This is a genomic window from Lacrimispora struthionigena (assembly GCF_048627165.1).
Classification (GTDB): Bacteria; Bacillota; Clostridia; order Lachnospirales; family Lachnospiraceae; genus Lacrimispora.
Genome location: NZ_JBMBWP010000002.1, coordinates 3,287,087 through 3,298,689 on the forward strand (window position 1 = coordinate 3,287,087; position 11,603 = coordinate 3,298,689).

Annotated in this window: 11 protein-coding genes; 9 read left to right on the top strand and 2 right to left on the bottom strand. The window is 41.4% G+C overall.

Annotation, left to right across the window (positions count from 1 at the left end; translation table 11 throughout):
* Window positions 1-7: 7 nt before the first annotated feature.
* Together ACOAOT_RS24515 and ACOAOT_RS24520 are read left to right on the top strand one after the other, a co-directional pair.
* On the top strand, window positions 8-775 hold the full coding sequence (locus ACOAOT_RS24515; RefSeq protein ID WP_420219332.1) for a YesL family protein: 768 nt from the start codon (window positions 8-10) through the stop codon (window positions 773-775).
* Between the two features lie 146 nt (window positions 776-921).
* On the top strand, window positions 922-1,506 hold the full coding sequence (locus ACOAOT_RS24520; RefSeq protein ID WP_420219333.1) for a GTP pyrophosphokinase: 585 nt from the start codon (window positions 922-924) through the stop codon (window positions 1,504-1,506).
* Between the two features lie 77 nt (window positions 1,507-1,583).
* Here the strand turns inward: ACOAOT_RS24520 and ACOAOT_RS24525 are convergent, their stop codons facing one another.
* Both ACOAOT_RS24525 and ACOAOT_RS24530 read right to left on the bottom strand, forming a co-directional pair.
* Window positions 1,584-2,795: an ammonium transporter gene (locus ACOAOT_RS24525; RefSeq protein ID WP_420219334.1), complete on the bottom strand. Its 1,212-nt coding sequence runs from the start codon at window positions 2,793-2,795 to the stop codon at window positions 1,584-1,586.
* A 138-nt stretch (window positions 2,796-2,933) separates the two neighbouring features.
* Complete coding sequence (locus ACOAOT_RS24530) at window positions 2,934-3,272, bottom strand: P-II family nitrogen regulator (RefSeq protein WP_420219335.1); 339 nt, start codon at window positions 3,270-3,272, stop codon at window positions 2,934-2,936.
* A 290-nt stretch (window positions 3,273-3,562) separates the two neighbouring features.
* Here ACOAOT_RS24530 and ispE point away from each other — a divergent pair, with 290 nt between their 5' ends.
* The 7 genes from ispE (at window position 3,563) to ACOAOT_RS24565 (ending at window position 11,601) form a co-directional block, all read left to right on the top strand.
* Window positions 3,563-4,465 carry a 4-(cytidine 5'-diphospho)-2-C-methyl-D-erythritol kinase gene (gene ispE / locus ACOAOT_RS24535; protein ID WP_420219336.1) on the top strand — a complete coding sequence of 301 codons (903 nt, stop codon included), beginning with the start codon at window positions 3,563-3,565 and terminating at the stop codon, window positions 4,463-4,465.
* Complete coding sequence (locus ACOAOT_RS24540; RefSeq protein WP_420219337.1) at window positions 4,458-5,132, top strand: GntR family transcriptional regulator; 675 nt, start codon at window positions 4,458-4,460, stop codon at window positions 5,130-5,132. The genes ispE and ACOAOT_RS24540 overlap by 8 nt, the downstream gene beginning before the upstream one ends.
* Window positions 5,133-5,145: 13 nt before the next feature.
* Entirely contained in the window at window positions 5,146-5,337 is a 192-nt protein-coding gene (locus ACOAOT_RS24545) for a hypothetical protein (RefSeq protein WP_420219338.1), read from the top strand.
* A 137-nt stretch (window positions 5,338-5,474) separates the two neighbouring features.
* Entirely contained in the window at window positions 5,475-6,083 is a 609-nt protein-coding gene (locus ACOAOT_RS24550) for a TetR/AcrR family transcriptional regulator (RefSeq protein ID WP_420219339.1), read from the top strand.
* 45 nt (window positions 6,084-6,128) lie between these two features.
* The gene (locus tag ACOAOT_RS24555) at window positions 6,129-7,268 is read left to right on the top strand and encodes an efflux RND transporter periplasmic adaptor subunit (protein WP_420219340.1); all 1,140 of its coding nucleotides are present in this window, start codon (window positions 6,129-6,131) and stop codon (window positions 7,266-7,268) included.
* Window positions 7,269-7,280: 12 nt separating this feature from the next.
* Window positions 7,281-10,328: an efflux RND transporter permease subunit gene (locus ACOAOT_RS24560; protein ID WP_420219341.1), complete on the top strand. Its 3,048-nt coding sequence runs from the start codon at window positions 7,281-7,283 to the stop codon at window positions 10,326-10,328.
* A 124-nt stretch (window positions 10,329-10,452) separates the two neighbouring features.
* A complete protein-coding gene (locus ACOAOT_RS24565; RefSeq protein ID WP_420219342.1) occupies window positions 10,453-11,601 on the top strand; it encodes a TolC family protein in 1,149 nt (382 codons plus the stop codon).
* Window positions 11,602-11,603: the final 2 nt, after the last annotated feature.

An 11,603-nucleotide genomic window follows, 5' to 3' on the forward strand; every position in this document is an offset into this window, starting at 1 on the left:
ATGACATATGTTATCAGGTTTTTTTAATTATGATAATCCGGTCTGGCGCTTTATCGGCAAGTTCGGAGATTTAATTATTCTAAATGTTTTATGGCTGGTCTGCAGTCTCCCAATTTTCACCATAGGAGCTTCTACAACTGCAGTGTATTATGTGACGCTGAAACTTGCAAGAGACGATGACGGCTATACCATACGCTCCTTTTTTAAATCCTTTAAAGAGAATTTCAAGCAGTCTACCATAATATGGCTGATCCTTCTTTTGGCAGGAGCCATTCTGGGTGTGGACTTATATTTCTTTGCCCGGCTTTTTAATGGTTCTTCCACGGTTAAGACGGTTATGCTTACTGTATTTCTGGCCATGGCTTTAATCTATGCTGCTGTAGCCATGTATATTTTCCCGCTTCAGTCCAGATTTTATAATCCGCTGAAACGTACATTTTTCAATGCGTTCTTTATGTCCATCCGCCATTTATTCCGTACAATTGGTATGATCGTCATAGATGGTGTGCTGGTTGCAGCCGGTTTTGTATTTATGATTCCACCTGTACTGATGATTTTTATGCTGTTCGGTTTTCCACTTTTGGCATTTATTAATTCCTATATTTTATCGCCCGTATTTAATATTTATATGCCAAAGGAAGAGCGGGTAGAGGAAGAGGGATTAAGACCGTTATTTACCGATGACAGTGAGCCTGTAAGCAGTATTCTGATGGCAAAGGGTGATGAGACAAAGACTGACGACCAGAAACTTACAGACGATGATAGAACAAAGTAAAAAGACAGATTACACCGGTCCCCTGGATTTTAAAGTCCCAAGGGGACCTTTTTTTGTATCCATGATCGTTCAAAGTTTGGACACGCTATGGACACAAAAAAACGATATACTTGAGATTGATACGAGAAATGTTTTGGAGGCAGAATATGACCGAAGAAGAATACTTAAGTTTCATTCAGCCCTACGAAGATGCGCTGAATAACATACAGGTCAGGATCGATGTGCTGAATAAGGATTACAGAAGGAAACAGCTGAATTATCCCATTCATCATGTCCAGTACCGGATAAAACAGAAAGAAAGCATTGAAAATAAATTAACCAAATGCGGAAACGATACAACCACGGATGCAGCCAGAAACTGTCTGACTGATATTGGGGGAATCCGGGTGATCTGTTATTTTGTCAGAGATATCTATGGAATAGTAGATTTGCTGCGTAAGCAGACAGACATTGTAGTAATAAAGGAAAGCGATTATATCAGGACACCAAAAGAAAACGGATACAGAAGCTATCACATTGTGTTCGGAGTTCCGGTTTATCATACAGACGGCATGGAGTATTATCCTGTAGAAGTTCAGCTTCGCACTATGGCTATGGATCTGTGGGCCAGCATGGAGCATCGGATCTGCTACAAAGGGGAAAAAAAGGATGAAGCAGCGGCTGAATTTATCAACTATGGTGCTGCTTTAAAACAGATGGAGGAGGAGATGGAAGGGTTTTTATCGGAATGATAGCAGTAAAAAACCCCGGCGATGTTATGCCGGGGTTTTTTGGAAGTAAGATATATAAAAATATGAGGGAAAGCTGATTATTTATCCATACGGAAGCCAGTATAAGCTGACATCCCGTGTTCGTGGATATCCAGACCATCCAACTGCTCCTGATCGGATACTCTTAACCCAATGGTCTTTTTAATAACGGTGAAGATGATAGCTGCCATTACTCCGGCATAAGCCACCACAGATACAACACCGATTAACTGAGGCAGGAAGCTGACACCTTCGCCGAATACTCCGGTAAGAAGGGTGCCCAGAAGACCGCAGCAGCCGTGAACGCCAACTGCACCTACCGGATCATCAATCTTAACAACTTTATCAATGAATTCAATCGCAAGAACCACTACGAAACCTGCAATGGCACCAATAATCATTGCTTCATAAGGAGTTACTACATCACAGCCAGCTGTAATGGCAACCAGACCAGCTAAGGAACCATTTAAGGTCATGGAGACATCGGGTTTACCATAACGTTTCCAGGTGAACAACAGTGTTACCAAAGTGGAAGCAGCCGCAGCCAGGTTTGTAGTCATGGCAATATCACCTACCGTTGTAGTAGCAGCGGTTGTAGATCCGCAGTTAAAACCAAACCAGCAGAACCAGAGTATAAATACACCAAGAACGCCTAAAGGAATGTTGTGTCCTGGTATTGCGTTGGGAGTTCCGTCTTCATTATATTTTCCGATACGGGGACCAACGATCTTTGCTCCAACCAGAGCACAGATACCGCCTACCATATGAACGGCAGTAGAGCCTGCGAAATCATGGAAACCAATACTTGACAGCCAGCCGCCGCCCCAGATCCAGTGACCGGTAATCGGATAGATAAAGACGCTGATACATGCGGAATAGATTAAATAGGAAGAAAATTTAGTACGTTCAGCCATTGCCCCGGAAACGATTGTTGCAGCGGTTGCACAGAATACGGTATGAAAGATCATAAATACTGCAATGGGAAGTCCATTGAATATTCCATCGGAATCTGCAAGAGAATAGGGGTTAAAAAATCCGGATCCGCCAAGGATTCCTCCAATGTTGTTTCCGAACATAAGAGGAAAACCTAAAATGAAGAAGAATAGGGAACCAAGGACAAAGTCCATCATGTTTTTCATACAGATATTTCCAGCGTTTTTTGCCCTTGTAAAACCAGTCTCAACCAATGCGAAACCTGCCTGCATAAAGTAGACCAAAATTGCACCCAGCATAGTCCAGATAATGTTTAGTAACAAAGTAGTATTTTCCATAATTATAACTCCTCCTGAATTTTATGTTGGAATAGCACGGAATGTAAAATAAAAGAGGATAACTGCCTTTGTAAAGGCAATTATCCTCATCGATAATTTATATTCATTCCATATTCAGTTGATATCTTTCCGTTTTTTCTACAAAGCCTCCCGGCCATGTTCACCAGTTCGGATTCGTACTGCATCCTGAACATCGTAGACAAATATTTTACCATCTCCAAATGTACCGGTATTAATTTCTTCCACGACTGCGTCAATAATTGGATCAGCCAGTTCTTTTGGTACGACTGTCTCAACTTTAACTTTAGGGAGCAGATTTACATTATACTTGGTACCACGGTACATCTGAGTATAGCCTTTCTGATTTCCATAACCCATGACATTGCTGATCATAAGCCCGTTAACTTTACAGCCTTCCAGTACTTCTTTCAGGGCTTCAAGCTTTTCTGGCTTGATAATAATTTCCAATTTTTTCATACAGCACTACCTCCTTAAGTTAATAATACAAAAAAGAGCAGTTCCACTTATGGAACGCCCTCGTTCGTTATAACAACATTATACATGGATCCTGAAGAATGTCAAATATAAAATTTTAACAACATGACTATGAATATTTATGAAAAGTTAACAAAACTTTAATGAAAGAAAGGATGGACAAAAGAATATAAAACACTTGTGCTTTTATGTACTTGGGTATATAATAAATACTGTATACAAAAAAATAGAAAAATACAATCCGAAAACCGAAAAGTGAGGGATGTTTGCTTATGATAAGGCATCTGGGATTAAAGGCCTATGGAAAGATCAATCTGGGTTTAGACGTGTTAAGAAAGCGGGATGATGGTTACCATGAAGTTCGGATGATCATGCAGACTGTGGGTCTATATGATAAGATTGATATATATTTAAAAGAAACACCTGGGATTGAAGTCGTTACAAATTTATACTATCTGCCGGTGAATGAGAATAATCTTGTTTACAAAGCGGCAAAGCTTCTTATGGATGAATTTCATGTTCCTCATGGGATCCGGATTCACTTAAAAAAATTTATCCCGGTTTCCGCAGGTATGGCGGGAGGAAGCAGTGATGCTGCCGCAGTGTTGTTTGGGGTAAATAAGATGTTTCAGCTTGGTCTTACAAGGGAAGAGCTGATGAACCGGGGGGTAAAGATTGGAGCAGATGTTCCTTATTGTATTATGAGAGGAACTGCATTATCGGAAGGAATTGGAGAGATCCTCACCCCTCTGACAGATATGCCCCAGTGTCAGGTGCTGATTGCAAAACCTTCTGTAAGCGTTTCCACCAAGTTCGTTTATGACCATCTAAATCTGGCTGAACTGAAAAAGGAAGATCACCCAGATATTGACGGAATGATAGAGGCGATTAAAAGTCATGACATTTATAAGGTGTCAGAGCGTCTTGGCAATGTATTAGAGACTGTAACTATCACGGAATATCCCGTGATAGCAGACATAAAAGAAAAACTGAAGGAGCTGGGTGCCGTTAATGCACTGATGAGCGGAAGCGGTCCTACGGTTTTTGGTATTTTTACCAATCCGATCGCCGCAGGCAGAGCATATGAAGAACTGCGGTATGGAGAATGCAGGAATATGGCGAAACAAGTTTATTTAACGAATTTTTATAATACCAAGGAGGTACCCAATGGGTAATGATCTAAAAGTCAATATGAATGAATATCTGCCGCTTCGTGATGTGGTATTTAATACCTTAAGGCAGGCTATACTAAAAGGAGAGCTGGCACCAGGGGAACGTCTGATGGAGATTCAGCTGGCAGAGCGTCTCGGGGTCAGCCGTACCCCCATCAGGGAAGCAATCCGTAAGCTGGAACTGGAAGGCCTGGTTCTCATGATTCCGAGAAAAGGTGCCGAAGTGGCTAAAATTTCTGAGAAAAGCTTAAGAGATGTGTTGGAAGTACGTCGTTCATTGGAAGAGCTGGCGATTGAACTGGCCTGTCAGCGTATGACACCGGAGGCAGTTGCAGAACTGGAGATGAAGCAGGATCAGTTTCGGAATGCAGTGCTGAATGGAAGACCTATGGATATTGCTGAGACAGATGAGGCTTATCATGATGTGATTTACAAAGGTACCTGTAACGACAGACTGATACAGATGATCAATAATTTAAGAGAACAGATGTACCGGTATCGCCTGGAATATATCAAAGATGAAGATAAACGTCAGGTACTTCTTTTAGAGCATGACAACATATTAAAGGCAGTAAGGCAGCGCAGAGTGGATGAAGCTAAGGTAGCTATGCGGGAACATATCGACAATCAGGAAATTACAGTATCCAAAAACATTAAGGGACAGGAATAGAAAGAGGATTGATATGACATTTAAAGAAAAATATCTGGCTGGTGAAATTGATTTTGAGACAATCGATGATTATATTGACGAATGGAATAGCAGCACAACATCAGACACGCTTGCCACTTTCCTGGGGCTCAATGAAGAGGAAGAGGACCTATGGATTGAGGAAAGTGATGAAGCCTTAAAAGACTATCTGGACAGGAATAAATAAACTAATCTGGAAAATTATTAAATAAATATAACCTTTATTGACAAGGTGACAGGGTGTCATTATAATAAATGACATGTTGTCACCTTTTAATTTTATACAAAGTCATGCGGAATAAATAATAGAAATGAGGTGTAAGGATGCCTACGGAGCGTTTTTATAATCTTCCGGCGGAGAAAAAGAAAATAATACGGGATGCTGCAACCGAGGAGTTTATCAGAGTGCCCTTTGAAAAGGCTTCAATTAATAAGATAATACAGAGCGCAGGAATTTCAAGAGGAAGTTTTTACACTTATTTTGTTGATAAGCGGGATGTGCTGGGATATATTTTTGAAGACGCTGGAGATAATTTCCAGGAGTCATGGGTCAGATGTGCACAGAAAAGTAATGGTGATTTATGGAAGACAGCGGAGTCTTTTTTGCAATATTCCATTAATAATACCCAAGAAAAGGTCTTAAGGCTGGTTGAAAATATTCTGGATAGTGAAAAACTTTTTGGAGTAGTTCATAATTTGTGTCATGAGAAAAAGGATAAACAGACTGAATTGCGTGAGGTAATGTATCGTTGTATTGATATGTCAGATTTCAGGTATACAGATATTGATACTTTTGGCAGATTAGTTTCCATGATCCTTTTTGAACTCGCCCGCTGTATGGGCTGGTATTACCATCATCCGGAAGATGAAGAAAAAATTAAGAAAATTTTTCAGGAAAAATTAGACATTTTACAGTATGGAATTCGAAAATAATAATTAGAATCATATTATGACTGAGAAGATAATAAGGAGCTTGATATGACAAAGAAAAAAGTATTTATAATTGCAGGGACTGTTGTAGTTGTGGCTGTTCTCGCAGGGCTTATGCTTCCTAAGATTCTTAATGGGGGCAAGGAAGAGCTGATAGCTGAAGCGCCGCCGGTGGTAACCGCCCAGAAGCCGGAGATCCGGACAATAGAAATTAATAATGAACTGATTGGTACCATTGAACCGGACAGCATCGTTCATGTTACACCACTTGGCTCAGGAGAAGTAACCAATGTAGCTGTGAAAACCGGAGATACCGTGACAGCAGGGCAGCTGCTTTGTGTGATTGATACAAAGCTGGTTGAAAGCACACGGATTCAGATGGAAACTTCCAGAATCACTTATGAGGATGCAAAGAAAAATCTGGACCGTTATACGGTTCTTCATGCAGCAGGTGATGTTGCAGAAGCCGATTATCAGTCCACTGTAGACAAGGTGGATATGGCCAGGCTTCAATACGAAAATGCAAAGATTACTTATAATAACCAGTTGGAGAGCAGCCAGGTGACTGCCCCCATTTCCGGTAAAGTAGAAAGCTTTAATATCAGCCTTCATGATATGATTTCTCCTCAGACAACAATCTGTGTAATATCAGGTGATGGCGGAAAGTCTCTTACCTTTTATGTTTCTGAGCGTATTATAAGCGGATTGAAGGCCGGTGATGTTATTCGGGTAGAGAAAAACGGTACAGATCATGAAGCGACCATAACGGAAGTAAGTACCATGGTCGACAGTGGAAGCGGATTATTTAAAGTGAAAGCTTCTATTCCTTCCGGAGATTCACTTGCTACAGGAACCTCTGTAAAGCTTTATGTAACGGCACAGAAAGCAGAAAATGTACTTACGGTTCCTGTTGACAGTGTTTATTATGAGTCAGGAAATCCATTTATCTATACATATTCCAATGGAACATTGAAAAAGAATGCAGTTACCATCGGGCTTACAAATAATGAGTTTGCAGAGGTTCAGTCTGGAATTGGCGCAGATGATCAGGTAGTCACCACATGGACCAGCGAATTATACGACGGCTCAAAAGTAACTCTGGCGGAGACCGCTGCGGAAACTGCTACAGAAACCGAGACGACACAAGATAATGGACCCGAGGTAGAGACTTCTGCTTCTGCACAATAAGGGGGCGGTAAAATGGGAATGACAAAATTTGTATTAAAGCGGCCCATAACTGCCATATTAGCAGTTTTATGCCTTCTTGTATTTGGATTATCCTCCGTTATTTCTTCCAAACTGGAATTGACACCGGAGATGAATTTCCCCATGCTTTTAGTAACAACCACCTATGCAGGAGCAAGCCCGGAGGATATTAACGATCTGGTTACTAAACCAATCGAAGAGTCTGTAGGTACTCTTTCCGGTGTTAAAAATATTCAGTCCAGCTCTCAGCAGAATATTTCTATCGTGTACATGGAATATAATTACGGTACCGATATGAATAAGGCATACAATGATTTAAAAAAGAAAATGGACGGTCTGGATCTTCCAAAGGATGTAGAAAAGCCCTCCATTATGGAATTTAACATTAATGATATGCCATCCATGACGCTTTCCATCAAAGATCCATCCCAAAACAATCTTTACAATTATGTAAACGATAAGATTGTCCCTGAATTTGAGAAAATTACCTCCGTCGCCAGTGTCAATATCAGCGGCGGCCAGGAAGGTTATGTAAGAGTGAATCTGATACCTGAAAAGATGAAGCAGTATCATCTTACTATGGACTCCATCAGCCAGGCGATTAAAGCAGCTGATTTTACATATCCCGCTGGCAAAACAGAAGTGGGAAAACGGGATTTATCGGTAAGTACCGGTGTAGAGGTAAAGACGGTGGAAGCCTTAAAAAAGGTCCCCATTGTAGCCAGTGAAGGAAAGACCATCTACATGGAAGATATTGCCGATATTTCAGAAACCAATCAGAAGCAGACTGCCATAGGCCGGTATAACGGAGATGACACGATCACCTTATCCCTTAGTAAGCAGCAGAAAAACAGTGCAGTTGATGTTTCAAGAGCAGTTAAGAAAACCATTGATTCTCTGGAAAAGGATTATCCGAATCTGCAGGTAGTAATTGTGGATGATACCAGTGACCAGATTATCACAGCTCTTAGCAGTGTAAAAGATACCATGATCGCAGCAGTTATTATTTCCATGATTATCATTTTCCTCTTCTTTGGAGATATTAAAGCTTCCCTGATCGTAGGAACCTCTATCCCGGTTTCCATTCTGGTCTCTCTTATTATGATGGCAGCCATGGGATTTTCTTTAAACGTTATTACCATGAGTAGTATAGTATTAGGTGTCGGAATGATGGTGGATAACTCCATCGTAGTACTGGAAAGTTGTTTCCGATCGCAGAAGGGTACTGGTTTCAGGGAATATATGAGTGCGGCATTAGAGGGAACCGGCATTGTAATGCAGTCCGTTCTTGGCGGTACTCTGACAACGTGCGTCGTGTTTATACCTCTGGCGTTTTTAGCAGGTCTGACTGGGCAGTTATTTAAGCCTCTCGGATTTACAATTGTATTCTGTATGATGGCTTCCTTTTTCTCTGCCATTACCATTGTACCATTATGTTACTCCAGGTTCCGTCCAGTGGAACGGCAGCATTCTCCCATGGGAGGAATTGTAAGGGGTCTTCAGAGTATTTACAGAAAGATTGTTGATAAGCTTTTAAATAAGCGTGCTCTGGTTATGGTAATATCAGTGCTGTTGTTATTGGCATCTTTTGGCTTTGCATCAAAACTGGGATTTGAACTGATGCCTTCCGTGGATCAGGGAACTATTACCATCACAGCTCAGATGAAACCAGGAATTAAAGTTGAAGAAGCCGATAAGATATTAAAAAAACTGGAGGGAATTGTCACCAGTGAAGAAGATTTGAAATCTTATATGGTTAGTTATGGTGGGGAGTCTCTGAGCTTTTCCGGAGGGACCAACGGAACTGTAACAGCATATCTGAAAAAAGATAGAAAGCTCACAACGGACCAGGTGGTTAATAAATGGAAAAAATTGATGAACCAGGTTCCTGATTGCAATGTGACTGTGAATTCAACCTCCAGTACGAGTGATATGAGCAGTGGCAATAAGCACGATTATGAAGTTATTCTTCAAAGTGCTCAATTAGATCAGTTAAAACAGGTCTCCGACCAGATGGTAAATGAATTAAGCGCCCGTCCGGAGATGATTAAAGTACATTCCGATCTGGAAAATGCAGCACCGGTAATCAAAGTTCGTGTAGATCCCATCCAGGCAGCGGCAGAGGGCGTCAGTCCTGCGGCAGTTGGAGGAATGCTGAACGGAATGTTAAGCGGTGTAAAAGCGATGACTATGGATGTAAATGGTCAGAACGTGGATGTTAAAGTACAATATCCGGATGACACCTATAATACTCTGGAAAAGGTGGAAGGTGTTCTGGTACCTAATAACCTTGGTGGATCTGTGGCACTGACTGATATCGCTAAAATTGGTTATGAAGACAGCCCTACAGCCATTAATAGAAAGAATAAGCAGTATCTGGTTACTATAACAGGTTCATTCACAGATGCCGTAAAGAATAAGAAAGAGAAAGCGGCAGCAATAAAGGAACTTGACAGTAAAGTTACGGGTAAATACTTAAATGATAGTGTAACAAGGGCAAAAAACAGTGAAGATGCCTCCATGCAGGAAGAGTTGGGAAATCTTATGAAAGCCATTTTAATTGCTACATTCCTGGTGTTTGTAGTAATGGCGGCTCAGTTTGAATCCTTCAAATTTTCCCTTATGGTTATGACCACCATTCCATTCAGCTTAATTGGATCTTTTGGCTGTTTGCTGGCAGCAGGTGTTGCAATCAGCATGCCTTCCATGCTGGGCTTTCTGATGTTAATCGGTACAGTTGTTAACTCGGGAATTCTTTATATTGATACAGTTAACCAGTATCGTGCCTCCATGGATAAACGAACCGCATTGATTGAAGCCGGTGCTACCAGACTTCGACCCATCCTCATGACTACACTGACTACCATTGTATCCATGATTCCTCTGGCGTTGGGGATTGGCTCCAACACTGAGACGATGCAGGGGCTTGCACTGGTTAATGTGGGTGGTCTTACTGCCTCCACCATATTATCAATGCTTATGCTGCCAATCTACTATTCTCTGATGAGTGGAAAAATAGATAAAACCCAGCTGCCGGATTAATACCGGCAGCAATAAAAAATATTATTTGACTGATATGGAAGAATGTGGCTTGGCTCTTTTTGACAGCATGTGATATGATAATATAAGAATGAAGTATAAAAATCCCAGTTAAGGAGGATTTAGGATGAGAAAGTGGAAACAGATTGGCGCATTTACTCTTGCAGCAGTGATGACCTTCTCCGGACCGGCATCGACTGTCTGGGCTGGAAGTCCGGAGTTTTCAAGGACTGCTGAGGAGTGGGCAAAGCTTAGAGATAATGTGATGGAATACGATGAACTGGCAGGGCTGATTCGTGAGTATAACGTAACAGTTCAAAAGAACCAGCTTGATATCAGCGACAAGAAAAAAGATGATAAAGTTACCCGGGATCAATATGCTCAGTACTACCGTGATGCAGCATTTGATGCCAGAAGCAATGTCTCTGGTGATGACCCGGTGTCAGATGCGCAGGCTCAGGTAGCTGCAGCGCAGGCTGAAGAGGCCGCAGATAAGGTTACTGAAGATATAACTGTGCACCAACTTACCTATGATCAGCAGGAAGCTGGCCTGGTAGCGTCTGCTCAGTCCTCTATGATATCATATTTTCAACAGAAATTAGAGTTGGAGTCAGCAAAAGACAGCCTGGAATATATGGAAGCTCAGTATCAGGCGATTCTTGTAAAGCAAAGTGCAGGAATGGCAACCTTATCTGATGTGCTTGCAGCCAAGGAAGGTGTTCAGAGTACTCAGGCGTCCATTGAGAAACTTACCGGGTCAATTGAAGAGACAAGACAGAAACTTCTTGTTATGTTGGGCTGGAAGTATAGCGATACACCTGAAATCAGGGATATACCAGCTGTTGATTTTGAACATATTGCTGCGATGAATCCGGAAACAGATAAAGATGCTGCGCTGGAAAAAAATTATACTTTTAATATCAATAAAAGAAAGCTGGCCAATGCAGTGGCTGAACTGACGAAAGAAACATTAAAGCGTACGGTTTCCAGCAATGAGCAGAATATCAAATCTGAAATTGTAAAGAACTATCAGGCTGTTCAGCAAGCCAAAGCCTCTTATGAACAGGCAAAGGGAGAATTTGAACTGGAAAGTAAGAATATGGAGACAGCGGAGCGTAAGCAGCAGATCGGAACTTTAAGCAGACTTGATTACATGAAGCAAAAGAATACATTTAACACAAAAGATAATGCTATGAAAAAAGCCCAGCTTACATTATTTCAGGCAGTTCAGACCTATGACAATGCTGTTAACGGGCTAGCTTCGGCAGGAGGCTGATG

Excerpts from the sequence above, each read along its gene's own strand:
- ACOAOT_RS24515 (WP_420219332.1), top strand. The coding sequence starts at position 8 with ATGTTATCAGGTTTTTTTAATTATGATAATCCGGTCTGGCGCTTTATC.
- ACOAOT_RS24555 (WP_420219340.1), top strand. The coding sequence starts at position 6,129 with ATGACAAAGAAAAAAGTATTTATAATTGCAGGGACTGTTGTAGTTGTG.
- ACOAOT_RS24530 (WP_420219335.1), bottom strand. The coding sequence starts at position 3,272 with ATGAAAAAATTGGAAATTATTATCAAGCCAGAAAAGCTTGAAGCCCTG.
- ACOAOT_RS24545 (WP_420219338.1), top strand. The coding sequence starts at position 5,146 with ATGACATTTAAAGAAAAATATCTGGCTGGTGAAATTGATTTTGAGACA.
- ACOAOT_RS24565 (WP_420219342.1), top strand. The coding sequence starts at position 10,453 with ATGAGAAAGTGGAAACAGATTGGCGCATTTACTCTTGCAGCAGTGATG.
- ACOAOT_RS24520 (WP_420219333.1), top strand. The coding sequence starts at position 922 with ATGACCGAAGAAGAATACTTAAGTTTCATTCAGCCCTACGAAGATGCG.
- ACOAOT_RS24560 (WP_420219341.1), top strand. The coding sequence starts at position 7,281 with ATGGGAATGACAAAATTTGTATTAAAGCGGCCCATAACTGCCATATTA.
- ACOAOT_RS24540 (WP_420219337.1), top strand. The coding sequence starts at position 4,458 with ATGGGTAATGATCTAAAAGTCAATATGAATGAATATCTGCCGCTTCGT.
- ispE (WP_420219336.1), top strand. The coding sequence starts at position 3,563 with ATGATAAGGCATCTGGGATTAAAGGCCTATGGAAAGATCAATCTGGGT.
- ACOAOT_RS24550 (WP_420219339.1), top strand. The coding sequence starts at position 5,475 with ATGCCTACGGAGCGTTTTTATAATCTTCCGGCGGAGAAAAAGAAAATA.
- ACOAOT_RS24525 (WP_420219334.1), bottom strand. The coding sequence starts at position 2,795 with ATGGAAAATACTACTTTGTTACTAAACATTATCTGGACTATGCTGGGT.